The 24,386-nt window shown below is 57.7% G+C and carries 24 protein-coding genes; 8 read left to right on the top strand and 16 right to left on the bottom strand.

Annotated elements, in window-relative coordinates; translation table 11 throughout:
• Positions 1–10 precede the first annotated feature (10 nt).
• Genes ACR0DJ_RS10460 through ACR0DJ_RS10470 form a run of 3 tightly spaced genes read right to left on the bottom strand, consistent with a single transcriptional unit; the run spans position 11 to position 2,644 of the window.
• Positions 11–922 carry a PhzF family phenazine biosynthesis protein gene (locus ACR0DJ_RS10460; protein ID WP_480684873.1) on the bottom strand — a complete coding sequence of 304 codons (912 nt, stop codon included), beginning with the start codon at positions 920–922 and terminating at the stop codon, positions 11–13.
• 55 nt (positions 923–977) lie between these two features.
• On the bottom strand, positions 978–1,958 hold the full coding sequence (locus ACR0DJ_RS10465; protein ID WP_480684875.1) for an alpha/beta fold hydrolase: 981 nt from the start codon (positions 1,956–1,958) through the stop codon (positions 978–980).
• A gap of 59 nt (positions 1,959–2,017) precedes the next feature.
• Positions 2,018–2,644, bottom strand: coding sequence for a pyridoxamine 5'-phosphate oxidase family protein (locus ACR0DJ_RS10470; RefSeq protein ID WP_480684876.1), 627 nt, complete (start codon positions 2,642–2,644; stop codon positions 2,018–2,020).
• Positions 2,645–2,761: 117 nt separating this feature from the next.
• Here ACR0DJ_RS10470 and ACR0DJ_RS10475 point away from each other — a divergent pair, with 117 nt between their 5' ends.
• Complete coding sequence (locus ACR0DJ_RS10475) at positions 2,762–3,685, top strand: LysR family transcriptional regulator (RefSeq protein ID WP_480684877.1); 924 nt, start codon at positions 2,762–2,764, stop codon at positions 3,683–3,685.
• Between the two features lie 240 nt (positions 3,686–3,925).
• Here ACR0DJ_RS10475 and ACR0DJ_RS10480 read toward each other — a convergent pair whose 3' ends face one another.
• From ACR0DJ_RS10480 to ACR0DJ_RS10490, 3 genes are all read right to left on the bottom strand, one after another.
• A complete protein-coding gene (locus ACR0DJ_RS10480; RefSeq protein ID WP_170345405.1) occupies positions 3,926–4,573 on the bottom strand; it encodes a response regulator in 648 nt (215 codons plus the stop codon).
• Complete coding sequence (locus tag ACR0DJ_RS10485) at positions 4,570–5,712, bottom strand: sensor histidine kinase (RefSeq protein WP_171615240.1); 1,143 nt, start codon at positions 5,710–5,712, stop codon at positions 4,570–4,572. The genes ACR0DJ_RS10480 and ACR0DJ_RS10485 overlap by 4 nt, the downstream gene beginning before the upstream one ends.
• A gap of 512 nt (positions 5,713–6,224) precedes the next feature.
• Entirely contained in the window at positions 6,225–7,070 is an 846-nt protein-coding gene (locus tag ACR0DJ_RS10490) for a LysR family transcriptional regulator (RefSeq protein ID WP_480684878.1), read from the bottom strand.
• A gap of 86 nt (positions 7,071–7,156) precedes the next feature.
• Here ACR0DJ_RS10490 and ACR0DJ_RS10495 point away from each other — a divergent pair, with 86 nt between their 5' ends.
• The 4 genes from ACR0DJ_RS10495 to ACR0DJ_RS10510 all read left to right on the top strand — a co-directional run bounded on the left by ACR0DJ_RS10495 (position 7,157) and on the right by ACR0DJ_RS10510 (position 10,607).
• Positions 7,157–7,624: a c-type cytochrome gene (locus ACR0DJ_RS10495; protein ID WP_170345402.1), complete on the top strand. Its 468-nt coding sequence runs from the start codon at positions 7,157–7,159 to the stop codon at positions 7,622–7,624.
• 13 nt (positions 7,625–7,637) lie between these two features.
• On the top strand, positions 7,638–8,546 hold the full coding sequence (locus ACR0DJ_RS10500) for a c-type cytochrome (RefSeq protein ID WP_480684880.1): 909 nt from the start codon (positions 7,638–7,640) through the stop codon (positions 8,544–8,546).
• A gap of 164 nt (positions 8,547–8,710) precedes the next feature.
• Positions 8,711–9,601 (top strand): cation diffusion facilitator family transporter, encoded by an 891-nt coding sequence (locus tag ACR0DJ_RS10505; protein WP_174818418.1) that lies wholly within the window; start codon positions 8,711–8,713, stop codon positions 9,599–9,601.
• Between the two features lie 169 nt (positions 9,602–9,770).
• Positions 9,771–10,607, top strand: coding sequence for a hypothetical protein (locus ACR0DJ_RS10510; RefSeq protein ID WP_216597847.1), 837 nt, complete (start codon positions 9,771–9,773; stop codon positions 10,605–10,607).
• A gap of 257 nt (positions 10,608–10,864) precedes the next feature.
• On the opposite strand, the gene ACR0DJ_RS10515 is transcribed toward ACR0DJ_RS10510, so the two are convergent.
• The 6 genes from ACR0DJ_RS10515 to ACR0DJ_RS10540 are packed head-to-tail and all read right to left on the bottom strand — an operon-like array spanning position 10,865 to position 18,052.
• Complete coding sequence (locus ACR0DJ_RS10515) at positions 10,865–11,806, bottom strand: ABC transporter permease (protein WP_171205143.1); 942 nt, start codon at positions 11,804–11,806, stop codon at positions 10,865–10,867.
• Positions 11,803–12,846, bottom strand: coding sequence for an ABC transporter permease (locus tag ACR0DJ_RS10520; protein WP_480684882.1), 1,044 nt, complete (start codon positions 12,844–12,846; stop codon positions 11,803–11,805). Before ACR0DJ_RS10520 ends, ACR0DJ_RS10515 begins: the two co-directional genes overlap by 4 nt.
• Complete coding sequence (locus ACR0DJ_RS10525) at positions 12,836–14,356, bottom strand: ABC transporter ATP-binding protein (RefSeq protein WP_480684884.1); 1,521 nt, start codon at positions 14,354–14,356, stop codon at positions 12,836–12,838. The genes ACR0DJ_RS10520 and ACR0DJ_RS10525 overlap by 11 nt, the downstream gene beginning before the upstream one ends.
• Positions 14,353–15,711 (bottom strand): amidase, encoded by a 1,359-nt coding sequence (locus tag ACR0DJ_RS10530; protein ID WP_480684885.1) that lies wholly within the window; start codon positions 15,709–15,711, stop codon positions 14,353–14,355. The genes ACR0DJ_RS10525 and ACR0DJ_RS10530 overlap by 4 nt, the downstream gene beginning before the upstream one ends.
• A 16-nt stretch (positions 15,712–15,727) precedes the next feature.
• Positions 15,728–16,711, bottom strand: coding sequence for a BMP family protein (locus ACR0DJ_RS10535; RefSeq protein WP_480684886.1), 984 nt, complete (start codon positions 16,709–16,711; stop codon positions 15,728–15,730).
• Positions 16,712–16,738: 27 nt separating this feature from the next.
• Positions 16,739–18,052: an amidohydrolase family protein gene (locus ACR0DJ_RS10540; RefSeq protein ID WP_480684887.1), complete on the bottom strand. Its 1,314-nt coding sequence runs from the start codon at positions 18,050–18,052 to the stop codon at positions 16,739–16,741.
• Between the two features lie 24 nt (positions 18,053–18,076).
• Here ACR0DJ_RS10540 and ACR0DJ_RS10545 point away from each other — a divergent pair, with 24 nt between their 5' ends.
• The 3 genes from ACR0DJ_RS10545 (at position 18,077) to ACR0DJ_RS10555 (ending at position 20,840) form a co-directional block, all read left to right on the top strand.
• Positions 18,077–18,310, top strand: coding sequence for a hypothetical protein (locus tag ACR0DJ_RS10545; protein ID WP_480686258.1), 234 nt, complete (start codon positions 18,077–18,079; stop codon positions 18,308–18,310).
• 137 nt (positions 18,311–18,447) lie between these two features.
• Positions 18,448–19,467, top strand: a complete 1,020-nt coding sequence (locus ACR0DJ_RS10550; RefSeq protein ID WP_480685234.1) for an AraC family transcriptional regulator — start codon at positions 18,448–18,450, stop codon at positions 19,465–19,467.
• 194 nt (positions 19,468–19,661) lie between these two features.
• Positions 19,662–20,840, top strand: a complete 1,179-nt coding sequence (locus ACR0DJ_RS10555; protein ID WP_480684889.1) for an acyl-CoA dehydrogenase family protein — start codon at positions 19,662–19,664, stop codon at positions 20,838–20,840.
• 175 nt (positions 20,841–21,015) lie between these two features.
• On the opposite strand, the gene ACR0DJ_RS10560 is transcribed toward ACR0DJ_RS10555, so the two are convergent.
• Genes ACR0DJ_RS10560 through phnC form a run of 4 tightly spaced genes read right to left on the bottom strand, consistent with a single transcriptional unit; the run spans position 21,016 to position 24,339 of the window.
• On the bottom strand, positions 21,016–21,954 hold the full coding sequence (locus ACR0DJ_RS10560; protein ID WP_480684890.1) for an HAD-IIA family hydrolase: 939 nt from the start codon (positions 21,952–21,954) through the stop codon (positions 21,016–21,018).
• A complete protein-coding gene (gene phnE / locus ACR0DJ_RS10565; protein ID WP_480684891.1) occupies positions 21,918–22,733 on the bottom strand; it encodes a phosphonate ABC transporter, permease protein PhnE in 816 nt (271 codons plus the stop codon). The genes ACR0DJ_RS10560 and phnE (ACR0DJ_RS10565) overlap by 37 nt, the downstream gene beginning before the upstream one ends.
• A complete protein-coding gene (gene phnE / locus ACR0DJ_RS10570; protein ID WP_152457392.1) occupies positions 22,733–23,548 on the bottom strand; it encodes a phosphonate ABC transporter, permease protein PhnE in 816 nt (271 codons plus the stop codon). Before phnE (ACR0DJ_RS10570) ends, phnE (ACR0DJ_RS10565) begins: the two co-directional genes overlap by 1 nt.
• On the bottom strand, positions 23,545–24,339 hold the full coding sequence (gene phnC, locus ACR0DJ_RS10575) for a phosphonate ABC transporter ATP-binding protein (protein ID WP_170345391.1): 795 nt from the start codon (positions 24,337–24,339) through the stop codon (positions 23,545–23,547). Before phnC ends, phnE (ACR0DJ_RS10570) begins: the two co-directional genes overlap by 4 nt.
• Positions 24,340–24,386: the final 47 nt, after the last annotated feature.

The following is a 24,386-nucleotide window of genomic DNA, read 5'->3' on the forward strand; positions in this document are numbered from 1 at the left end:
CATTTTCGCGTCACAAGGCAATCCGGGCCGAGGTCATGGCTTTTCCGTAACCACCGGCCATGAGGCCCGTGATTGCACCGTTCTCGATGTCCAGATCGACCTTTATCAGGCTCGGGCTCGCCGGCTTCATAAACACCCCTTGTTCAATTTCAAATGATCGCTGAGACGTGCCGCCGAAATCATGCAACACGCATGCCAGTGGCCCGGCCGCCATCCCCGTGGCGGCTTCTTCATCTATCGCGTATCTGGGTGCGAACATACGGGTTGTGGCGTCTCGGCTTGTTGCTGAGGGGTCCTTTGTGAAGACATAGTAACCTATCAGATCCAGTTGCTCGCTGATTTGCTTGATTTTGGCGAAATCCGGTCTGACCTTGGCAAGGCCTGCCGCATCAGAAAGACCGACAACGATGAAGCTGTTGCCGGTATTGACCAGAACCGGAGCAAACCTCTGATCCAGATCAGCATTGTCGATCCCGAGAGAGCACAGTACATCGTCGAATTTCACGCCCTTTTCGATCCATTCCTGAGCCCCCCAATAGCGTGGGGCCAATTGTTCCATATAGGCGGCGCCGTCTTTCACGAGTATGCGCCTGGGGCCATCAACAGTTTCCTTGGACGTATCGGGTTTCGGAATCCGGCCTAGCGCATCGAGGTGAGAGAAGGCCGCGATTGTTGCATGACCGCAATGAGCGATGCGCCGGTTCGGTGTGAAGAAATCCAGCTTGAAGCCTTCCGTTTCGGAGCGAGAGACAAACGCCGTCTCGGACAATCCAACCCTTGCCGCCACGGTTTGCATATCTCGTTCGCTCAGATCATCAGCGTCCAGGACGACACCTGCGGGATTTCCTCCGGTGCCACCGTCGACAAACCCGTGCACGATTTCAACCGTTACTTCCTTGGCAGTGTTTGCTTGCGTGTTCATTGATCGTCTCCAAACATGAGGCCGCGCCCTTGATCGAGGCGCGGCCAGTTGCGCATCAGTTGCCGGCGGCGGTTATACGGTTCAGGAATGCAGACATCTGTTCCGCAATCTCGGGCCCGTATTCTTCCAGCGCGAAGTGTCCGGTATCCAGCAGATGAAACTCAAGGTCTTTCAGGTCGCGCTGATAGGGCAGGGCGCCTTCGGCCGGAAAGATGTGATCGTTCTTACCCCACATCAGCAGCGCCGGGGGTTGATGCTCGCGAAACAACGCCTGCCATTTCGGGTACTCGGCAACGTTGGTGCCGTAATCCAGGAAAAGTTCAAGCTGAACCTCCTGATTGCCATCGCGATCAAGCAGGTATTGGACGTGCCAATAGTTGTCCGGGCTGATCCGTTCCGGACTCTGTACACCGTGGGTGAACTGCCACTTGGTCGCATCCAGAGTAAGAAATCCACGAAGCTGGTCGCCATTCTCTTTCGAGGGGTCGGCCCAATAGGCTTTGATCGGGTCCCAGAATTCTCGCAGCCCTTCCTCATACGCATTGCCGTTCTGAATGACGAAGCCGGTAACCCGTTCGGGCTGTTCCGCAAACATCCGGAATCCAACCGGGGCACCATAGTCCATCAGATAGACCGCGTATTGATCGACACCCTTTCGATCCAGCAGGGACGTCATGATTTCGGCGATATTCGCAAAGGAATACTCGAAGTCTTCGGCTTGCGGCATGTCCGACGCCCCAAATCCGGGAAAGTCGGGCGCGATCACGTGATAATGCCTGGCCAGCTCGGGGATAAGGTTGCGGAACATATGTGACGAGGTCGGAAAACCATGAAGCAACAGGACGGTTGGCCTGTTCGGGTCTCCGGCCTCACGATAGGCGATATTGACCTCGCCGATTTTTTCTGCGCGGAAATTGACCGCTTGGGTGGCTTCAATGCCGGTCTCATTGGCGATTGCAGGGGCCGGAGCGAATGGCACCGCGATGGTAAGCGCGAGCAGACTGGCGCTCAGGGTGGATTTCAGATTGCGCGACATGGGTATTTCCTTTCTTGTGGTTCTTGGGGCGCGTCTGGACGCGCGGGGTTCAGCATCGGTCAGCGTTGCTGGCCGGGCTTTTCTTTTTGATCTGCGTTTCGAGCTTTCAGTTCCGCCAGTTCATCGCGAAGCGGCGCCAGATACTCTTCAAACTCTTCCAGGGTCAGGCGCTGGGGAATGTGCTGCGGGCAGTTCCAGTCCATCGCTTCAAGCTTGATCACAATGGCCCGCTCTGGGTGGCCCCTGTAGTTCGGGTCACTCAAATGTTGCATCAGGGCCGGATCATCCGCGCCATCAACAAGTTTCGCCCGGCCCCAGATCTTGAGGCGTCTCCGGTTGGGATAGTCCATCAGGATCAGAGAAACGCGGTCGTTGTTCAGCAGGTTACCCGCGCTCAGATATTGCCGGTTGCCGCGAAAATCCGCGTAGGCCAGCGTCCGTTCATCCAGCACTTTCAGAAAGCCTGCCGGTCCGCCGCGGAATTGGACATAAGGCCAGCCGGTTTCAGAGACGGTCGCCTGATAGAAGCCGTCCCTTTGTGCGATGAAGCTGGCTTCGACCGGGCTGATGAGGTCTTCCTGTGCGGCGCCGGCCAGAAACTTTGCATAGCCTTCAGCCGATCCGTTCCTGGCCTGTGTTGCTCGTACGGAAGGCGTAAAACTGATTTCTGCAAAAGGACGTGACATTGAATTCTCCATCTCAGCCGGGCAGAGCCCTGGGGTTGAGGTGAAGCTAGTCAAAGCTTTGGTGTTGCAGAATATCCCTTTTCGGCAATATATTATTCCGAAATATGGAATAGTCGTTTGGATAGATTTCACGCTCTGAGCGTTTTTGTGAAGGTGGCCGAGTTGAAAGGCTTCGCTGCCGCAGCGCGCCACCTCAATATGTCGCCACCAACGGTAACCCGACTGGTCTCCATGCTGGAGGACAGCCTGGGGCTTCGCCTTTTTGTGCGCACCACGCGATCAGTCATGCTGACAGACAGCGGGCGAAGATTCCTTGAAGATGCCAGACGCATTCTGATGGATCTCGAGGAGGCAGAGCGTGCCGCCGTCGGATCCTATGCCGAACCGACCGGGGAACTCAGTGTGACCGCATCGGTGTTGTTCGGCCGAATGTTCGTCAATCCGATTCTGGGAGAATTTCTGGAACTGCATCCAAAGCTCTCCGCGCGCACTCTTTATGTGGACCGTGTGGTCAATCTGATTGATGAGGGCCTCGACGTCGGCATCAGGATTGGAAACCTTGCAGATTCAAGCCTGATGGCCGTGAGATGCGGTGCGGTGAGGCAGGTCGTGTTTGCCGCTCCGGCATATCTCGATACGCGCGGCGAACCTGACACACCCGACGACCTGGCCAATCACGCCATCATTAATTCAACTGCCCTGCACCCCTCGGCCCAATGGCATTTTCAAGAGAGCGAGACGGTCGTGACAAAACGTGTAAGTCCGCGCATCAGCATGAACACCAATGATGCGGTGATCGAGCTGGCCCTGCAAGGGCATGGCATCGGGCGGCTCTTGTCCTATCAGGTGGCACCCTACCTTGCGGACGGGCGGCTCAGGACCGTTCTGAATTCGTATGAACCACCCGAGATCCCCATCCATCTTGTGCATCAAGAGGGCCGTACCGTGTCTGCAAAAGTGCGCGCCTTTGTCGATTTTGCGGCCAAGCGTCTCAAATCCGACCCCTATTTAGATGGATTCCAACACAGACCTGAGGGTTAGGCCAAAAGATCCGCCGAACCACGCCATCCGGTCGCGGCCAGGGTCGCCAGGGTCCTGACCGACAGATCACTCTGGGCATGCCCTTTGAGGTGAGTCCGCGCGAAGCCTGCGAACATGCGCAACACAGCTTGCCACTGACCGGATTTGCGGGCACGAAACTGAAATTTCAGGTCCCGGGTACACACGCCTTTCGAAGCGATGGAGCCAGCATTGAGCATACCATCACGTTTGACTGACGGCTTAGTCCGTCTTGCCCCAGGCATCGTGCGCGATCAGCGCGGCCTCGACCCGGTTTCGGGCGTGGAGCTTGGACAGGATTGCCGTCATGTAGTGTTTCACGGTTTTTTCCTGAAGATCCAGTTGATCTGCGATCTCCCGATTGCTCATCCCCTTCGCCACACGTCGAAGAATTTCTTCCTCGCGATGCGTAAGATCATCCAGGACATCACTATCCTTGGAATTCTCCGCCTCTCTGTTGATCTGAAGCAGCACGCGCGAGGCCAGCCCGGGCGACACGAATCCTTCGCCCGCGGCGATGCTGCGCAGTGAGGCGGTCAATTCGCTGGCTGTCACACCTTTGACGATGTAGCCGATTGCCCCGGCTTCCAAAGCATCCGCAACGTCACTGTTGTTTTCCGAGACCGTCAATATCGCGATGAATGGCGGGTTTGCCATAGCCGCGATTTTTCGCGTCGCATTTATGCCGCCCCCGGGCATCGAAAGATCGAGGATGGCGATGTCAGGTTGATGAATGCCGACAAGTGAAACTGCCTCATCCGCGCTCGAGCCGGCAGCGAGAACTTCGAAACCATCGGCTTCGTCCAATGTCCGGTGCAAACCGTCCCTGAAAATCGGGTGATCATCCGCTATTACGACAGATGTTGTCATGACGTACTCATCTTTCTGGGAAATAATGTCATTGTGACAGAGGTGCCTTTGCCAGGGCTTGACCAGACTTCGAACCTGCCACCGATACTCTCAACACGATCTCGCAAACCCAGAAGCCCCTGGCCTCCATCGTCGCGCAGTACTTTTCCGTCCGAGGGGTCAAATCCGGGCCCGTCATCGTCGACATGAATGACGACCCGATCGTCATGCGCCTTGCAAATGACGGTGCATCGAGAATTCGGAGCATACCTGGCGGCATTGGAAAGCGTTTCCTGAAGGAACCGAAAAACACACAACTTGTCGGAGACGGACAACTCGATCGTCTGGCTTCCCTGAAGTGAAACTTCTGGCCGCAGCGGGCTGTGTTCCGAGTGATCTTCTATGGCTCTTTTCACCACATCAATCAGCGCCAGATTGTCGATGTCCGGAGCGGACAAGCCCCGCGACAACGCACGAATTTCGGCCAGGGACTTCTGCAAAGACTGTTGTATTTCCTCAGCTTCCGCAGGCTTTTCTGGCCTGTCCGAGAACGCCGCCTCCAACCTGAGGGCCGCAAGGGACAGGTATTGAGCTGGGCCGTCATGAAGCTCGGAACCAAGTTTCTTCAGAAAGCGATCCGTTTGCGTGGCATATCGTTCCGACGCTTCGACCACGCGCGACCGTAGCCTGGCGTTCTGCTCTGCCATCTGCTCGCTCTCTTTCAGGCGCCGCTCCAACAGGCGCCCCTGGCGTCGAATGGTGTTGTCACCGATTGCCACGATGGAAAACAGAACGATTGTACTTGCCGTAAACGCTGATCCGACGACCAGCCAGCTTGTCCGCCGGGCTCTGGCCATATCAACTTCCAGCTGTTCCGCTTTTTCATAAAACTCTGCAACTGCAATGATATCGCCCGACCAGAGTTCTCGGATCGGGCTGTACACTTCAAGCAGCGGGATCCCAAGTGCTGCTTCTGCGGCGCTTTCGGCATGGTCGAGATCTTCGAACGAACCCGAAATCTCTCCACTCCAGGCTCGGCTCAGATCGTCAGTCGGATCGAAACGGCTTCCAATGATGGTCGGATCCGACGCGTGCGCGATCACGCCGCCTTGCTTCCAAAACTTGAAGGACACAATGCGGTCACGCAGTGGCTGGGTCATGAATATTTCGTCCAGTGCCCGCCTTGCTTGATCGGAAAGACGATCCCCGTATGCAAGTTCCTGGCTGAGAGGGGATACGATGCTCTCCATATACAGCGCCGCGGAGTTGGCGGAGTTTTGGACAACTGCATTCTCGATCCGATTTGACACCCACACGCCAACTATCGCGGTGGCCGTTCCCATCACGACAATGCAGGCCGCAAGAAAAACTCGCGACAATGACCAATTGCGAACTGACAGATCGGAAGTCTCGGGTCTCATTTCACGTTCAACTATGAACGACAATCCCTGTCCGCGCCACCGACCTTGGTCTGAACTCATCAGCGTTCGGTTTCAGAACTTGGCCCCTGTCAGAACCCTTGTTCGCGCAATCGCGCAGACGGCGGACAGAAGGCACGCGTGGCCTTGCAGGAGCTAAACGGAGTTCGCCCGAACTCCGTCCAGACGATCAGCGCCTCGGCCCCGGAGCGTTTCTCGGAGGGGCCAAGCCTACTGGCGAGTTTTTTGATATGTCACCCGGGCAGAGCAATGGACAGGCGTTCGACCAAAGCTCTTTGTACGATGGCAAATCTCGGAGTGCGCGCTATCTCGTCCAGTGTCGCCACCCACAGCGGAACGTCTATTCCGGGATCAATTTCTGACGACCGATGAAGCCGAGGATCCGCATTCCCGATAAACGAGGGCAGAAACGCTTTGCCCACCCCGGATGCCGCCATCTGCTGAAGCACCAAAAAGCTGTCTGCCCCGTTGGTCATCTCATCGGCGCTGACATGTTCGGCCAACCATTTGGCAGGAAGCGAGCGGCTCAACGCCCCATCAAGCCTCATCCATTTTCGGTTTGGGGAACCATCGTCAAAAACGCCGAATGACAATGTTCCCGCTCGTTCGCTGACAAGCCCTTCTTCAAGTTTGATCGAGGGTCGCACCGCGATGTCCGCGGTCAACCTCGACAGATCATGATGGCTGTTGCCACTTAACAAAGTCAGTTCCAAGCCGGGGTAAAGCCGCGATATCTCAGTCAATATTTGGGGCAGTACAAGCTGACAAAGGCTGTCCGTGGACGCAATGCGGACCTGACCCACGGGGGACCGGTTTGCACCCACAATTGCCCGCTCTACGGAAAGTACCGCCTCTTCAACGCTTTCCATCGCCGAAAGAATTGCACTGGCCTCGGGCAGGGCGGTGTACCCTGACGGGTGTTTTTGAAAGATCACGCATCCAAACCGGTCTTCAAGCGCGGCGACTCTGCGCAGCACCGTTGCATGAGTAACACCCAGCGCCCCGGCAGCCGCATTCAGCGATCCGTGTTTCCTTACGGCCAGCGCGTACCGAAAATCATCCCAGTTTTGGTTGTGCATAAATTAACAAAGAACGACGAATAACAAACAATTACAAGAAAAATTGTTCAGGCTAGTATTCGACGCATTGAACAGGGAGACGCACAATGATGAAGAAAATTCCGGCCATTGCGGCAGGTTTGTTGTCGGTAGCCGTTATTGGATCAGCCATCGCCCATGAAAGCGAAAACCCGGCGGTGAAGGCTCGGACCTCAATCATGCAGCTTTATGCCTTCAACCTTGGCACATTGGGCGGCATGGCCAAGGGAGAGGTTGAATATGATTCCGAGGCGGCAACCCGGGCCGCGAACAACCTGGTTGTTCTGACTCAGATAGATCAATCCGCGATGTGGCCTGCCGGGTCCGACAATGCGTCCGACCCGTCCACCCGAGCCTTGCCAGCCATCTGGGAAAACTTCCCGGATGTAAGCGCAAAAGGTCAGGCCATGGCCGAAGCCGCGGTTGCGATGCAGGCGGCGGCAGGTCAGGATGTCGATGCTCTGAAGGCGGCGATGGGTGATCTGGGCGGATCATGCTCGGCATGTCACAAAGTCTACAGGGCGCCCAAAGACTAAAGGAGCGCTGGCCATGCGGCGTTTTTTCATTTTCGCCGCAGGTATTGCTGTACTGGTCGGGCTGGTCGGTTTGGTGCTGACCCGTCCGAAAAGAGTTGATCAGACACAACTGAACGGGATTGTCCCTGATCTCAGTCGAGGTGAGGCAGTGTTTTACGCGGCTGGGTGCGCGTCCTGTCATTCTGCACCGAAAGCAACGGGTGAGGAAAAGCTGGTACTGGCTGGCGGCCGTCGGTTTGAGACGGATTTCGGCACCTTCATAGCCCCGAACATATCCAGTGATCCGGTTGCCGGCATCGGATCGTGGTCCGCATTGGATCTGGCCAATGCCCTGCTTCACGGGACCGGGCCCGAAGGGCAGCACTATTTTCCTGCGTTTCCCTATTCGACTTACGCCAACATGTCAGTCGAGGACGTTGTTTCGCTGCATGCCTTCCTCGGCACTTTGCCGGCGGTTCCAACCCAAAGCGCAGCGCACGAGGTTGGCTTTCCCTTCAACATTCGACGCGGGCTGGGCGGGTGGAAGCTGTTGTATCTGAAACCGGGCTGGGTTGTGGAAGGCGATCTGACTGACCAGCAAATGCAAGGCCGTTATCTGGTAGAGGCGTTGGGACATTGCGCAGAATGCCACACACCGCGCAACGGGCTAGGGGGCCTGAAACGCGACCTCTGGCTGACAGGTGCACCAAACCCCAGCGGAAAGGGCCGCATCCCCGGGCTGACTTCCGCCCAGTTGGATTGGTCCGAGGCTGATATTGCCGAGTATCTGAAATCTGGCTTCACGCCGGATTATGACAGCGCGGGTGGCGAGATGGTGGAAGTCATCGAGAATACATCACGCCTTACGGATGAGGACCGTTTGGCGATTGCGGCCTATCTCAAGGCCGTGCCCGCGTCACCGACAGGCGCGCCATCAGAGTAACCCTCTTTGGCGCCATGCATCGGATGCCAGATGCCCCGGTCAGCTGCCAGCACGAAGCCGCAAGGCCTATTCCCTTTTCGCCAAACTCCTGTTTTACGTTCTGGGCACCGGAGCGCAGCACTCGCCCGAGTTTCTGTTCGTGATTGATTGAGGGTCGTGGCCGAATGACACAAAAAATAGCGCTTTGGTCCATTCCGATATCCCTGGCGGTACTGGCCCTGAAGCTGCTGGCCTGGTGGCTGACGGGTTCTGTGGCTTTGTTGTCGGACGCGATGGAATCCACCGTCAATGTCCTAGCGGCGATGCTGGCTTATTTCGCGGTTCGGGTTGCAAACAAACCCCCTGATGAAAACCACCCTTTTGGTCACAAGAAGGCCGAATATCTTTCCGCCGTCGTCGAGGGCGTATTGATTGTGTTGGCGGCGTTCCTGATCATCAGAGAGGCCGTGCTGGCACTTCCAAATCCGCATCTTGAGGACGCGCCTTTTCTTGGAATCGCCGTCAATGTCATTGCAACGGGCGTGAATGGCGCATGGGCCTACTTATTGCTCAGAATCGGTAGGCGCGAGGGGTCGCCTGCATTGGAGGCAAGCTCGCGGCATATTTTTACAGATGTCATGACGTCAGCGGGTGTCATCGCGGGACTCATGCTTGCACTTGTCACCGGCTGGCTGATCCTTGACCCGATCCTTGCAATTCTGGTCGCGCTGAACATCCTGTGGGAAGGATGGAAAGTCATTCGAGCGTCCGTTGACGGCCTGATGGATGTGAGCCTTTCCGACCATGACCTGGAAGTTGTTTCCGACACCATTGAAAACAATCTTGGCGCTGCGCTGGAGTATCACGACCTCAAGGGACGCAGATCCGCAAATATCATCTTCGTCGAGTTTCACCTCGTTGTGGACGGCGCGATGTCGGTCAGCGCAGCGCATGACATCTGCAACGAAGTCGAACACGCATTGGAACGCATTTATCCTGGTTCTGTCTTTGTCATTCATCTGGAGCCCGATGATGAGTTGAAGGGCAACGGAGCAAAACCGAGCCAAGTCTCCTAAACCACTCTCCTAAACCACTCGGTGCAATCGATTACGACGGAAGTCGTGGTTTTGGCCGGGACGTTCGGCCTGCAATTCATCAGACCTAAGCCCGATGTCGGGAAGCAACGCCCCGGGTAATCTGTCACCGACACCATGAGATGGGTCGAACAGAACTGGAGGCGAAAGAATGAAACTTCAAGGAAAACTGGGCCAGCTTCTCAGCACCGCAGCACTGGCTTCGTTGATTGCCGCAACGCCTTACGCGCCGAAGTTTGACGCGGAAGGACGCTTGCACCTTGAACCAGCCTATGCCTTTGCCAAAAGCGGCAGCGGAAAAGATGGGGATGGCGGCGATGACGATCGGGGGGATGATCGTGGCGGCGAACGGGACGACAACTCGGGGTCGGGCAACAGTGGTCGCGGGGGTGATCGCGACGACGACAGGGACGATGACCGCGACGACGACAGGGACGATGATCGCGACGACAATTCCGGATCCGGCAAAGGTGGTCGCGACGATGATGACGATGATGACGACGACGATGATGATGACTCGAAGCGGTCGAACCGAGGCAGCGGCAAAAAGGATCAATCCCGGTCAGGAGGCGGGTCATCGCGCACTGCCGGCGTAACCAAGGTTGAGACGAACGCCAACGGCATCGAAGTGCGTTATGCCGATGGAACCAAAGAAGAAATCGAAAACGGTCGGTATGAAAGAAAGAATGCTCAGAACCGCACTGTGGAAGAACGGCTGGCGACAGGCGCCGATGTCTCAAGGCTCCGGTCATTGGCAGATGGTATCTCCATCGACAACGTGCGCGCGTCCGGCCAAGGAGGTTCTGCGGGAAGCCGCCCGACGAAGGTTGAACGTCAGGGCAACAATATCGAAGTAAACTATGCCAATGGCTGGAAAGAAGAGATCGAGTTTGGCCGTTACGAATTGAAGGACCCGTTCAACCGGACCGTTGTCGAGAGAAATGCAACCGCCGCTGACCGCCGGAGATTGCAGGCGGCAGCCAACTAGGCAACAATAACAGGTCGAAAGACAAAAGGCGGCTTCTCATCGTCAGAGGCCGCCTTTTCCTATCGTCATTGCCGCCGGTTATTGGCGTACTGCATTGCGATCAAGGGCTTCTTGCCCAAAGTGCTGACGCAAGATCCCGCCTAATACGACAGGCACGGGTTTAAATGTCGCAACCCGCCATGACCCGAAGTTTCATGTATGTCCTGCCCCTTTCGCGCTTGCAACAACAACCCATCCACTGGTTGTGAACCCTGATCCTAGCGTTCACCGCGCCGATAGGGTGCCATCAGCGCAGCAGGCACCTCGGCCCTGCGGGCGACGAGAACGAGCGCGACGATGGAAAGCACATAGGGCGCCATCAGGAAGAGTTGATATGGCACGCCTTCAATCGCCGTTTGCAGCCGCAATTGGTATGCATCGAAAAAGGCAAACAACACGGCGCCAATCAACGCCTTGCCGGGCCGCCAACTTGCAAACACAACCAGCGCGATGCAGATCCAGCCGCGTCCTTGAACCATGCCCGGAAAAAAACTGTTGAACGCCGTTGTCGTCAGGAACGCGCCACCCACTGCCATCAACGCTGATCCGACAACCACTGCACCAATGCGAATGCGAATGGGGTTCAGCCCCTGCGCCTCGACCGCGTGCGGGTTTTCACCTGTCATGCGAATGGCCAGCCCCAACGGTGTCCGGGCAAGGACGTAAGCCATCACAGCCACCGCAAACAGCGCCAGATAGGTCGGCAGGGCCTGGGAAAACAGGATCGGACCCAGAATGGGGATGTCGGAAACACCCGGAACATCGAGTGGCTGGAAAGGTTCTATCGTCGGGGGCAGATCGCCCACTTCAACAAGCAACCGGTAAAGGTAGTAGGCCAGCGCGGACGCAAACAGCGTAATGCCAAGCCCCGAGACATGTTGCGACAAACCAAGCGGGACCGTCAGCATGGCGTGCAGCAATCCCATCACCGCGCCGCAAAGCGCGGCAATCATCAGGCCCACCAGCAAAGGTGCGCCCATGTAGACGGCAAGCCAACCGCTCATCGCGCCCATGGTCATGATCCCCTCGATCCCCAGATTGAGAACACCCGAACGTTCACAGAGCAACGCGCCGAGGACTCCGAAAATAAGCGGCGTTGCAATGCGCAGCACGGACGCCCAGAGGCTGGTATTCAGCAGCAGATCAATTGCATCACTCATCGGCGCACCCGGTAAGTTGTGAAGAGAAGGGCCACGATCATGGTGAGCAGGCAGAGCGCCACGATCACATCGGCAATGAAGCTGGGAACGCCGGTTGCGCGGCTCATGGCGTCGGCCCCGACAAAAACTGTGGCAACGAATACGGCGGCGGCGACCACACCGGCCGGATGCAATGCGGCAAGCATTGCGACGACGATGCCGGCATAGCCGAATCCGGGGCTCATGGTCGTGGTGACCCCGGCTGTAACACCCATGACTTCGACGGAACCTGCCAGACCCGCCAAAGCACCGGAAAGCAGAGCCACACCCATGATCGTTCGGGGTAGAGAAACTCCGGCAAAGGCAGCGGCACTGGCGTTCAAGCCTGCGGCGCGTGTTTCAGCGCCAAAAACCGTGCGGGCCAGGATCAGCCAAACAACACCTGCTGCCGCGATGGCAAAAAGCAGCCCGATATGAAGGCGCGTGCGGGGGATAAGATCCGGCAGGCGGTACTCTCCGCTCACTGGCACGGAGGAAGGCCAGCCAAAGGCCATCGGATCGCGCATCGGGCCTTCGATCATGAGGCCGACGAAAAGGATCACAATGAAGTTGAGCAGCAGGGTCGTCACCACCTCATCCACCCCGAAACGCAGGCGCAAAAATGCGGGGCCTGCCAACAGGGCCGCGCCCGCCGCCATGCCCGCCAGCATCAAAATCGGAATACCGATCCACCCGGGAACCCCGAGTGAATGCCCGATCCACGCGGTGATCAACGCGCCAACGAAAAACTGCCCCTCGCCGCCGATGTTCCAAAGCCGCGCACGAAAAGCGACGGCCGCGGCAAGCCCGGTGAGTATCAGTGGCGTGGCGCGGGTCAGCATCTCGGTGATCGAAAGGCGCGAACCAAGGGCGCCGGTCAGCATTTCACCATAAGCAGTCAGCGGGTTCACACCCGCCGCTGCGATTAGTCCCGCAGCCAATAACAAGGCGGTAATGATCGCGGCCAGCGGCGCAATGACCACAAGGTACAGCGGTACATGTGTGCGTCGTTCAAGCCGCATCATCATCTTCCTTCCAGACTCCTGCCATCATCAGGCCAAGGCGTTGCGGATCAGCCTCATCAGCGGATATCGGTTTCGACAATCGACCCTTTACGATGGCCTGTATCCGATCGGACAGGGCCACGGCTTCTTCCAGTTCCTCTGAAATAAGCAGAATCGCGGCACCCTCGGCCCGCGCGGTCAAAAGCTCGGCATGAACAGCGGCAATTGCCCCTTCATCAAGGCCCCGCGTCGGCTGGTTGGCGAGTACAAAACGCGGTCCGTTGGTCAGGACTCGCCCCAGGATCAGCTTTTGCATGTTGCCGCCAGACAGCAGCCGTGTTCGCGTGTCGGGACTGGCCCCTCGGATGTCAAATCGTTCGATAAGACCTGCGGTGTATTCTCGGGCGGCGCGTTGTCGGACAAAGCCTCGGCGCGAAAACTCCGGTGTGCGCAGACGTTCAAGAACTGCATTTTCCCACAGGCTCAATTCACCCACGACACCTTCTGCATGGCGGTCTTCCGGAACCCTGCCGGCGCCAGCCCGGATCATGCCACGCGGGCCCAGATGGCCTATATCCTGATTCAGTAGTGTCAACTGCCCGGCGCTTGGGTGGATCAATCCGGACAACAGCCCGCCAAGCGAGGCCTGACCGTTGCCTGATACGCCAACGATACCAAGGATCTCGCCAGCGTGGACGGTGAATGACACGTCATCCAGCCGCAATTCACCGTCTTCTTCCACGCGCACATCGTTTGCGACCAGAACCGGCGCGCCAATCTCGTGGTCTTGACGAACAGGCCGTTCCACTTTGCGGCCAACCATCAGTTCCGCCAACTCTCCGGGGGTTGTTTCAGAGGTCCTGCGTTCCGCAACCAACCTGCCGCCACGAAGAACGGCCACACGGTCAGAGGCCGCCATGACCTCATGCAGTTTGTGACTGATGAAGATAAGCGACAGACCCTCTTTCGTCATGTCGCGCAGCGTCTCGAACAGGCGCATTGCCTCGGGCCGGGCCAGAACGGCCGTGGGTTCATCCAAGATCAGTATGCGCGCGTCTCGATACAGCGCTTTCAGAATTTCGACGCGTTGACGCTCACCTACGGAAAGGGACTTGATCCTGTCGTCGGGGTTCACGGGCAGACCAAACCGATTTGCGATCTGCAACAACTTTGCGCGCGCCTCGCCACGTGCGGACCGTGCGCGTGTCAGGGGTTCTGAACCAAGCATGACGTTTTCAAGAACCGTGAGGTTGCCCGCAAGCGTAAAGTGCTGGTGTACCATGCCCACACCCACCTCGATCGCTGCGCGGGGCAGGCCAGGTGGCAGCTCTTCGCCGAACACCCTGACAGTGCCTTCATCGGCTGCGTAATGACCGAACAGGATGTTCATCAGCGTCGTTTTTCCCGCGCCATTTTCACCCAACAATGCAAGGATTTCACCCTCGGCCAGTGTCAGGGTCACATCATCATTGGCGGTAAGCGTTCCAAAACGCTTTGTTATGCCGTGAAGTTCCAGAACCTTGTTCATGTGGGCAGGCCTGCGATTGGAGACGGAAAGGTTAGTTCGGGCGCACGCGCCTCGATCAGAGCGCCAAGTTTCAGCAGCGCAACATCCGAACCGGGTGGTCCCATCAGTTGCACACCGATTGGCAGGCCATTTGCCATGCCAAACGGCAATGCCAAAGCCGGCAAGCCTGCGACATTGGCAAGTGCCGCGTTCGGGGCAAAGGCCTCCAGCCGCGCCATGTGTTCATCTGCGGAGGCGCCAGACAGATCCAAAGTGCCAATAACGGGCGGCGCAGACGATAAGACCGGCATCAGCACGGCATCGGCAGAACTTAAAGTCTTGCGAGCACGATATGTCAGACGCGCAAGCTGCCGTGAGGCCGCAAAAAGCGCGGTGGCAGATGTGGCACGGCCTTCGGCGGCCATGGCGGCGGCAAGCGGTGGAACCTGGTCATCGCGGATCCTGAGTGCAATGAGCCACTCGGCCAGCGAAACAGCCAGTATCGTGCGGGCAATTGCATGAGCCTCGGCCCCCATCTCGTCCGGGGCGCAAATGTCATGCACTTCGCAACCTGCATCGCGCAGAGCGTCAGCCGCATCTTTGGCGGCTTCGCACTGGTCAGTTCCGCAACGCTCGGGCAATGCCAATGCGATGCGGGGGAGGTCCGCCGGATATACCGGGGCCATGGGCTGGGCTACGGCTTGAAAGGCGGTTTCCACATCGCGAACGGACCGTGCCAGAACCAGTTCTGACGCTATCCCCATCAGGTGATTGGTAAAATCAGGGCCTCCGGGCACCGCACCACGTGACGGCTTGAGCCCGGTCAAGCCGCAGCACGCGGCAGGTACTCTGATAGATCCGGCCGCGTCCGTGGCATGAGCAATGGCGACGATGCCGCCTGCAACCGCAGCCGCGGCGCCGCCAGATGAGCCACCGGGCGTCAACGCGGGATTCCACGGATTGCGGGCCGCAACCATGCCATCTGGTTCACATGTCAGGGAAAGGCCGAATGGCGGTGTTGCCGACACGCCAAAAGGGATCAGGCCGGTCTGGCGCAATTCATGCAGCAGGCAGCTGTCAGTTTCGGATTTTCGCCCTTGCGCGCGGATTGCCGCAGACCCGGCAGCAGCGGGCAGCCCTTTGGCGGAACCGCCGAGGTCTTTGACCAGGAACGGAACCCCGTGAAAGGGCCCGCGCTGGTCCGATGGCGCTGCATCTGCTGCCCTCGCGCCGGCGCGGGCCATGTCTTCGTCCAGAAACACCACGGCGCCCAGATCCGCCTGCGCGTGGCAGGCGGAAAGGCTTGCTTCCATCGCGTCGGCGGCAGTGATCTGCCCTGCCGAAACGGCAGCTGCAAGAGCCGTGGCATCGGTCACGTCAAAACCCCCGGGATCAGGAGGGCTCGCTTTCGTCGATCGGAACGTCCCATTCGCCGGATTGGATCGCGGCCTGTTTGGCCTCCATCGCAGGGATGGCGTCGGCTGGCACTTCGTCAGCGACATAGATCAGCTCATTGCCGCCATGGGCCATGAAGGAATATTCAGTATAGTTGCGCCCGGTGGGTTTGCCGGCCTGAACATCCGCCACGATGGCTTCGATGGTTGGCCCATAGTTCCATATCGCGTTGGCAAAGACCGTACCGGGATAGCGCGGTGTATAATCGATAAGTGAACCGATGGCTTTCACACCACGCGCCTGAGCCGCATCCGCCGTACCGATCCGTTCACCAAACAGGATGTCCGCGCCCGCATCGATCTGGGCAATCGCGGCTTCCTGCGCGCGGGCGGGATCAAACCATGCTCCGATGAAACCGTTGAGGAAAGTGGCGTCAGGGTTCACTTCACTGACGCCCATCCGGAAAGCATTGATCAGCAGGTTCACCTCGGGGATCGGATAACCGCCGACCGAACCATAGACATTGCTTTCCGACATTCGGCCGGCAAGCATTCCGGCCAAATAGGCCGCCTCGTGGTTGCGGGTGCCGAAGACACCGAAATTGTCGCCCTCCGGTCCGCCGGAAGACCCCATCAGAAACGCGGTATCGGGGTAGTCACCCGCCACTTCGCGTGCTTCGCGTTCCACCGCGTAGGACTCGCCCCAAATGATTTGCGCACCGCCTTCGGCATATTCGCGCATCGCACGGGGATAGTCGGTCGGAGCTACACCCTCGGAAAACTCATATTCGATCAGACCAGCCTCGGCGGCTTCCTGCATCGCCACATGGATCCGGCTGTTCCATGCGTTTTCGACCGGAGACATATGCACGCCAGCGACGCGGATCGCAGATTGTGCATTGGCGCGGCGGACATAAGCCGGCAGGGCCAGCGTGGCCGCAGCGCCGACCATCAGTTGACGACGTGTTGTGGTGAATTTCATCGGAGTATCCTCTTCTGTTGGTGGCAACTATTCTTGTTTTTGAGCTTCCTGAGTATTGGGCCTGGGCGCGTAATCCGCTGGATCCAGGGTCGAGGGGCGGCCGGGCAAAGAAAGCGCGGCCAGTCTTGGTTCGGTACGCGCCAGCACCTTGCCGTTTTTGATGACGGCAAGACGTGTGGCCTTCATGCGAACAGCTTCAATCGGGTCACGCGCTTGCAGCACAACCATGTTGGCCGGGCCACCTTTGCGAATTGTCGGGTCAGGCAGACCCATGGTCTTGGCACCGTTCTGGGTAACGGATGTGAAAGCCCATTCCATCGCCTCGCGGGATGTCATCGGCACCGCATGCACGCCCATATGGGCCACTTCCAGCATGTCGGCGGACCCAAGAGAATACCATGGATCCATGGTGCAATCCTGCCCGAAGGAAACGTTCACACCTGCTGCACGCAATTCTGGTACACGGGTCAGGCCACGGCGGCGCGGATAAGTGTCCGAGCGGCCTTGCAGCGTGATATTGATAAGCGGGTTCGGTACGACGTTCATGCCGCTTTCCGCGATCAGCGGAACAAGCTTCGAGGCATAGTAGTTGTCGTATGAATGCATCGCGGTGACATGGCTTGCAGTCACACGACCCCCGAGCCCAAGGCGCGTGGTTTCATAGGCGAGGGTTTCCACATGGCGCGACATCGGATCGTCGCTTTCATCACAGTGCAGGTCCAGCATCAGCCCACGATCTGCGGCAATCTCGGCCAGCCTCGTGACCGATCGGGCGCCTTCCGACATCGTGCGTTCAAAATGCGGGATACCGCCCACCACGTCGACCCCCATATCGAGCGCCCGGATCAGGTTTTTCTCTGCATTTTCTGCGCGATACAGTCCATCTTGCGGGAATGCCACCAATTGCAAATCAATATACGGGGCAACCAGCTTGCGCACTTCCAGCAAAGCTTCGACACCCACCAACGGAGTTGACGAAACATCCACATGCGAACGGATGGCCAGCAACCCCTGCGACACGGCCAGATCGCAATATCGCATGGCCCGCTCGATCACCGCTTCGGGCGTCAGCAGGGGCTTCAGTTCTCCCCAAAGCGCGATGCCCTCCAAAAGCGTGCCCGAGACATTCATACGTGGCGTCCCCAGGCTCAGGGTGGCGTCCATATGGAAGTGCGGGTCGACGAACGGAGGTGAAACCAGGCGGCCCTTTGCATCGATTTCTTCGCGCGCTTCACCCAAGATGTCAGCGGCAATTTCCGCAACACTGTCGCCCTTGATCGCAATATCCACCGGTTCGCGGCCATCCGGCAAGCTGGCCTTTCTGATGATGATGTCAAACATTCATCTGCCCCCTAATTTGACCACATGGTAAAAGTATTCAAAAAAATTGCCATTTATTTTTGCGATGTTTTGGAATCGGCGCCTTTGACAGCCTCTCAGCTGCTCATTATCAAAGCGCGACTGATTAAATTTTGGCCATCTATAGCCCGGGATTTGGGGCAGTGGCGGCCCGAGCCAAAGAGCGCCCGGTTCATCCGCGAGATTGTTTGCCGATGCAAACAAAAGCTCCGCCCGCCACCGCACAGCGATATTCGATGACCGGTGCGGCGAACAGGGGCGCTAGCCCTCTGAATTGAGTTCAAGCAGAGCGTTGTTTGATGAAGACATCGACAATCCACCATCTGCACGCGCCGTGTTTTATCTCGACCGGAATTGGTGATACCTCCTTGCACGTCATGACCAATGTCGCACCAACGATCCTTTCCACGGTTTCCAGCCAGTTTATCGATGACTGGCTGACGGCGCTGCATACGCTGTGCCCCGAGGCGCAGATGACGTCGCTTCTCGGCCGGTCGGGTTTGGTCGCGGATACGCGTCACCCTCATGGTCGCGTCACGCTGGATCAGATCGTATGTCTCTATCAACTTGCCGCAGTTGAGACCGGTGATGAGATGATGGGGCTTTGGAGCCGCCCAATCCGGCCGAGGGCCCTGCAACATCTTTTGACGACAGTCCGGGAAGCCACGTCACTTTCATCGGCACTTTATCGCTTTTCGACCTTCTGGAACTTGTTGCTGGATGACTACCAGTTTGATCTGGATGACGCCGATAACATGTTGGTGCTTACCCTGAAGCCACGGGGCGCGGCTCAAGTTCAGCGGTTCGGGCACATGCTGATACTCAAACTTGCCCACGGGCTCATGTCTTGGCTGGCGGGGCATGAAGTTCCGGTCAGGGGCGTCGATTTCGTGTTTGACCGCCCCGACTTCGATCAGGATTACGCGGTCATCTTTCCGGCGCCGCTACGGTTTGGCCAAGGCGCCACCGCGATTTCGTTCGATCCGAATGCACTGGGTCCAGTGCAGGCGCGCAGCACATCTGATCTTGACCGGTTTTTGCAAAACGCGCCCCGAGACTGGATCTTCACCAGTTCGCGAGAGCACACCCAATCGCTGCGGGTGCGCACATATCTGGGTCAAACGGGCTGGGGCGCGGCAACCCTGACCCAGACAGCGTCCGCGATGCACATGACCCCGCGCACCCTGATCCGCAGGCTGCATGCGGATGGAACATCGTTTCAGGCCATCAAGGATGCCCTGCGGCGTGACATCGCAATCCGTGATCTTCAGGCGGGGCGCAAAAGCGTTGAGGCCATCGCCCATGGTGTCGGATTTTCCTCGGCCGCAAACTTTCACCGAGCCTTTCAACGCTGGACCGGCAGCACCCCCAGCTCGTATCGCAGGACGAATATCTGAGACGCGCTTTTTGTCACTTTTGGACAATACCCTGTCACCACGCGAGATAGAGCAAAGAAGTTTCTCCTGCTAAATATTGCTCAATACATGGCGTTCTCACCTGACTCTCCTCTGGAAGCTTGACCGGCTGCCTGCTCAGCAGGTGCTGAAGTGTGGCGTCATGTGAAAAGAGCCGCTCACAAAAGGACCGACCAATGTCAGACAAACTCGCCACCATACTCCAAGCCGCACGCGACCACGCCGAGCAAGTCATCCTGCCCAATGTGGACGCCTGGAACGCCGCAAAGACATGGCCCCGTGATGCGTCTGACAAGGCCGGGGCCGCTGGCCTGACGGGGCTCTACGCCCCCGAAGAGTTTGGCGGGCAGGCCTTGCCGCTGTCCGAGGGCATTCAGGTCTACGAACAGCTGGGGCTCGGAGATGGCGCTTATGCCTTTGCCTTGTCGATGCACAACATCTGTACCTTCGCGGGCTGCGGCTATGGCACGGATGCCTTCAAGGAAAAGTGGGCGCGGGATCTGACCTCGGGCCGCAAGCTGGCGAACTTTGCCCTGACCGAACCGCAATCGGGGTCGGACGCAACAAACATGTATTCGCGCGCCGTGATCAATGGTGACGGCACATGGACGATCCGCGGCGCGAAGGCATGGGTCAGCCTGGCGACCGAGGCTGATATCTATTTCACCGTGGTTAAGACCAGTGACGCTCCCGGCCACAAGGATATGGCGATGATCGCCATCCCGGCCGACGCACCGGGCCTCAGCTTTGGCCCGCTTTATGATACCCCATCCTACAACTTCCTGCCCTTGGCCGAGATGTACATGGACAAAGTGGTGGTGAGCGAAGACAACATCATCCTGCCCATTGGCCAGGGCCTGCAAGGCTCGCTCATGGCGATTGATATTGCCCGCGTTTCGATTGCGTCAGGATGCTGTGGATTGATGCAAGCTGCGCTGGATACGGCGTTGTCCTATTCCAAGAACCGCAAGATGTTTGGTGGCAAGAACCTCGATCTGGACGGGATCCAGTGGATGCTGGGCGAGGTTGCAACAGACCTTGAAGCCTCAAAGCTTCTCTACCGAAAGGCGGCAGAATCCCTTGGCACGCCCGAAGGTCCATTGATGGCCGCTCATGCGAAAAGGTTCGTGCCCGATGCCGCCGTGAAGGCTGCGAACACCTGTACGCAAGTGTTGGGTGGTGCGGGGCTGTTGCAGCCCTACGGTCTGGATCGTTTGTCCCGCCTTGCGCAAATGCTGCGGATCGTGGACGGGACGACGGAAATCAGCCGCGTGGTTATCGGGCGAGCCTTGCAAAAACGTGCGGCAACTCTGCCTGATCTGCCGGTACCTAAAGGCTTTGGCGAGACCGACTGAATGTCCCACATCTGGCAGAACGGCGCCAATCGGAGATTCTGCGCAGACTTCAGCAAGATCGAAAGGCCAGCCGCATAAGTGCGGCCGGTTGCCTGAATGGTTGACCGTGGTGCTAGCTCGCCCTGAGCAATGTCGCGCAAAGCGTAAGAGGATTTGCTTTCTGACGACACTGACATCAAGGCCGGTTCAAAACAAAGTTCGGCGCTATCCCTGCCTTCATGATCGCTGCTTCAACATCATGCCCTGCGAAGAAACCGTATCCCGAGATGAGAGCGGAAGCTATGCCGGCTTCTCGTGCGCCCAGTATGTCGGTGTGAAGGCTGTCGCCAACCATCAGAACCCGGGGCTTGTCGATGTGCCCGAGACGTTGGAAAGCAATATCATAGATATTGGCGAAAGGCTTTCCAAAAAACTGAGGGGCGACGCCTGTCCGGTCTGCCAGCCGATGCGCGTAAAGACCGGGTTCCTTGGAAAAACCATACTCGCGCGGAGCGACAATGTCAGGGTTGCCGACCAATACCGGGCGGGGGCGCTCCAGCAAAGCGGCCTCCAACATGGCTTGTCGCGATTCAGTCCAAACCGCCGACCCGATCAGCAAAAAACCGTCGACGGTTTCGTAGGGCTTCGGATCGTCCTCCAGATAGGATAGTTTCAGCCCCTCCAGATCGCGAAGGCCGGCACTGGGGGTCGCCATCAATCCCCAATGCAACTCACTTTGGCCGTTTAGTTCAGACAACAATGTGACCCGGCTGGTGATCACGTCTTGTGGGGCGAAATCGTAACCAAGCCTCGTGTACTTCTCCAGTAGAGTTGCGTGGGGAAACCCAGCGGCATTCGACACAACCAGAACACGTTTTCCGGCGGCTTTCAGCGACCTGACCCGATCCGGCGTGCCCGGGATTGCCGTATCACCAATATTGAGAACCCCGAAAGCATCGAGGAGGAACACCTCAAACTCATGAGCTATGTCCTCCAGCGTGTCCGCCTGGCGATAGCTCAATTCAGTAGATCTGGTTTGCGGCAAGCGATGTCGTACAGCCTCGTAGGCGTCAAAAGCATCTTGCACAGAGAAACCGGTCAAATGATGGCCCCTCGTACTTTCGCCGAAACCCATTCGCTGATCATAACGGCGCCCAGAATTACAATCAGGATCAGGCTGACTTGCGGCCATGCCAGAACGTTGAGCGAAGCTGAAAGTTGCAACCCGATGCCTCCAGCTCCAACCAGCCCAAGCACCGTGGATTCGCGGATGTTGATATCCCAACGGAAAACGGCAATGCCTGCAAACGCGGGCAGGATTTGCGGTACGATCCCATAGGCCATGACCTGCCAGCGTGAAGCACCGGTCGCCGCGATTGCTTCGACCTGCGCGTGATCAATTTCCTCAATCGCTTCGTAAAGAAGCTTTGCGCAAAACCCGATTGAACGAATGGCGATTGCTATGACACCGGCGAACACACCGGGACCAATAATCGCGATCAGAAGAAGCGCCCAGATCAACGAGTTGATGGAGCGGGTCGAGACAATGACCAATAGCGCAATCGGCCGGATGAACAGAGCGGACGGCGTGGTGTTGCGGGCCGCCAAAAAGGCGACGGGGACTGCCATGCACAGGGCGATGATTGTACCCAGGGTGGCGATATTTAGCGTGTCCCAAATCGGGCGACCCAACTGGGTGATGTACTCCCATTTAGGAGGCGTTGCCCGGGTCCATATATCATTGGCGATGCGGGGCGCGTCCCAGACGAAAAACCAAGTGGTCGATTCCGAGATCAGCTGCCAGCAGTAAACAAAGATCGCCGCGCCCAACAGCCAGCCGAACCAACGGACCAAGCTCTGACCTGTTGTCCGGCGACGCCAGATTTGCGCATCGTCGCGTTCAAGTATCGGCATTACTGAACCCTCGCTCGTATAATTCCCGAAAGGTATTCAAGAGCCATCACGATGCCGATGATAAGAATGAGAATGGCTGCCGCGGTGTCGTATTCATAGCGGTCGAATGCGGTGTTCAAAGTCGCGCCAATTCCACCAGCCCCCACAAGCCCGAGGATCGCGCTTTCCCGGAAGTTGATGTCGATCCGATACATGGAAAGGCCCACAAGTCGCGGCATCACCTGCGGCTGAACTCCATAGTTGATCCATTGTGGCCAACGCGCTCCAGAGGCCTTGATCGCCTCGGCCTGAACCTTGTCCATGGCTTCGATATCTTCTGCCAGCAGTTTCGAGAGAAATCCGATGGTGGCGAAGGAAAGCGTCAGAAATCCAGCGAGCGGGCCAAAGCCGAAGATCGCCACAAGCAATATGGCAACGATAATCTCTTGCAATGCCCGACTTATCGCAACAATGCCTCGGCAAATCATGTAGATTGGCAATGGCGCGATATTGCGTGCAGCCCCCAGCCCAATCGGGATCGATATCAGGATACCTACGACCGACGCGGCCACGGTCATGACGATACTTTCCAGAAGGCCGCTCCAAATATCTGACCACCGTGAAATGAAGTCCGGGCTGGTGAATGCAAGCACAAACGCCCAACCCCGATCCAGCCCTTCATAGACACGGCCCCAATCGACTTCGATGGTCATAAAGGCTGCGATCAGATAGGCGAAAAAACCAAGAAGCAATGCCCAGCGGAGCACTGGGTTCTTGACAAAGGCAGGCTTACGCCAGCCTTTTCCCAGCATGTCGTCCAGTTCTCGATGGCTCATTCTGCGGCCTCGACATCTTCATCTTCGTCCACTTTTTCGATGGTTGCTTCCCAGTCCTCTTCCCCATAGATCTCGGTCAGCTTCTCAGGGGTAAGGCCGGTGGGAAGTCCATCATACACAATTTCGCCAAAGCGGAGTCCCACGACGCGGGGAACAAACATCTGAGCGAGCGCCACATCATGGATATTGATGATGGCCGCCAATCCGCGTTCCTGACATAACTCGGTGATCAGCCGCATGATTTGACGGCTGGTCTTTGGGTCCAGCGACGCAGTTGGCTCATCGACCAGCAACAGTTTCGGGTTCTGTATCAAGGCGCGGCAGATGCCCACCCTCTGGCGTTGACCACCCGACAGTTCATCCGCCCGTTTATCCGCCATGTGCAACAGCCCCACCCGGTCGAGCAAGCGGAAGGCTTCGTCCACATCCGACTGCGGATACCGCCGCAGAAAACTGCGCCAGAACCCTACATAACCCAGCCTGCCGGACAATACGTTTTCCATCACCGTAAGGCGTTCGACCAAAGCATATTCCTGAAAGATCATGCCCATTTGGCGGCGCACTTTCCGCAGCGCACCCGAGCCGAGTTTGGTCACGTCTACGTCATCCAGAAGGACACCGCCGCTGGTCGGTTCAACCAACCGGTTGACACAGCGGATCATGGTCGATTTGCCCGCGCCCGAGGGCCCGATCAACGCAAGAACCTGACCTTTTGGAACCTCAAGATCAATCGCCTTCAGCGCCTGATCTCCGGTCTTGTATGTTTTTGTCAGCTTTTGAAGACGCAGCATGAAATGCCCCAGATTAGGGTGAAGAGCGGGCCCTTTCAGGCCCGCCG

It is taken from the genome of Ruegeria sp. BF10 (assembly GCF_056538725.1).

Excerpts from the sequence above, each read along its gene's own strand:
- ACR0DJ_RS10545 (WP_480686258.1), top strand. The coding sequence starts at position 18,077 with ATGGTAAAAGTATTCAAAAAAATTGCCATTTATTTTTGCGATGTTTTG.
- ACR0DJ_RS10500 (WP_480684880.1), top strand. The coding sequence starts at position 7,638 with ATGCGGCGTTTTTTCATTTTCGCCGCAGGTATTGCTGTACTGGTCGGG.
- ACR0DJ_RS10485 (WP_171615240.1), bottom strand. The coding sequence starts at position 5,712 with ATGACCCAGCCACTGCGTGACCGCATTGTGTCCTTCAAGTTTTGGAAG.
- ACR0DJ_RS10535 (WP_480684886.1), bottom strand. The coding sequence starts at position 16,711 with ATGAAATTCACCACAACACGTCGTCAACTGATGGTCGGCGCTGCGGCC.
- ACR0DJ_RS10465 (WP_480684875.1), bottom strand. The coding sequence starts at position 1,958 with ATGTCGCGCAATCTGAAATCCACCCTGAGCGCCAGTCTGCTCGCGCTT.
- ACR0DJ_RS10460 (WP_480684873.1), bottom strand. The coding sequence starts at position 922 with ATGAACACGCAAGCAAACACTGCCAAGGAAGTAACGGTTGAAATCGTG.
- ACR0DJ_RS10540 (WP_480684887.1), bottom strand. The coding sequence starts at position 18,052 with ATGTTTGACATCATCATCAGAAAGGCCAGCTTGCCGGATGGCCGCGAA.
- ACR0DJ_RS10550 (WP_480685234.1), top strand. The coding sequence starts at position 18,448 with ATGACCAATGTCGCACCAACGATCCTTTCCACGGTTTCCAGCCAGTTT.
- phnE (WP_480684891.1), bottom strand. The coding sequence starts at position 22,733 with ATGCCGATACTTGAACGCGACGATGCGCAAATCTGGCGTCGCCGGACA.
- ACR0DJ_RS10520 (WP_480684882.1), bottom strand. The coding sequence starts at position 12,846 with ATGCGGCTTGAACGACGCACACATGTACCGCTGTACCTTGTGGTCATT.
- ACR0DJ_RS10560 (WP_480684890.1), bottom strand. The coding sequence starts at position 21,954 with ATGGGTTTCGGCGAAAGTACGAGGGGCCATCATTTGACCGGTTTCTCT.
- ACR0DJ_RS10490 (WP_480684878.1), bottom strand. The coding sequence starts at position 7,070 with ATGCACAACCAAAACTGGGATGATTTTCGGTACGCGCTGGCCGTAAGG.
- phnC (WP_170345391.1), bottom strand. The coding sequence starts at position 24,339 with ATGCTGCGTCTTCAAAAGCTGACAAAAACATACAAGACCGGAGATCAG.
- ACR0DJ_RS10515 (WP_171205143.1), bottom strand. The coding sequence starts at position 11,806 with ATGAGTGATGCAATTGATCTGCTGCTGAATACCAGCCTCTGGGCGTCC.
- ACR0DJ_RS10480 (WP_170345405.1), bottom strand. The coding sequence starts at position 4,573 with ATGACAACATCTGTCGTAATAGCGGATGATCACCCGATTTTCAGGGAC.
- phnE (WP_152457392.1), bottom strand. The coding sequence starts at position 23,548 with ATGAGCCATCGAGAACTGGACGACATGCTGGGAAAAGGCTGGCGTAAG.
- ACR0DJ_RS10510 (WP_216597847.1), top strand. The coding sequence starts at position 9,771 with ATGAAACTTCAAGGAAAACTGGGCCAGCTTCTCAGCACCGCAGCACTG.
- ACR0DJ_RS10470 (WP_480684876.1), bottom strand. The coding sequence starts at position 2,644 with ATGTCACGTCCTTTTGCAGAAATCAGTTTTACGCCTTCCGTACGAGCA.
- ACR0DJ_RS10555 (WP_480684889.1), top strand. The coding sequence starts at position 19,662 with ATGTCAGACAAACTCGCCACCATACTCCAAGCCGCACGCGACCACGCC.
- ACR0DJ_RS10495 (WP_170345402.1), top strand. The coding sequence starts at position 7,157 with ATGATGAAGAAAATTCCGGCCATTGCGGCAGGTTTGTTGTCGGTAGCC.
- ACR0DJ_RS10505 (WP_174818418.1), top strand. The coding sequence starts at position 8,711 with ATGACACAAAAAATAGCGCTTTGGTCCATTCCGATATCCCTGGCGGTA.
- ACR0DJ_RS10525 (WP_480684884.1), bottom strand. The coding sequence starts at position 14,356 with ATGAACAAGGTTCTGGAACTTCACGGCATAACAAAGCGTTTTGGAACG.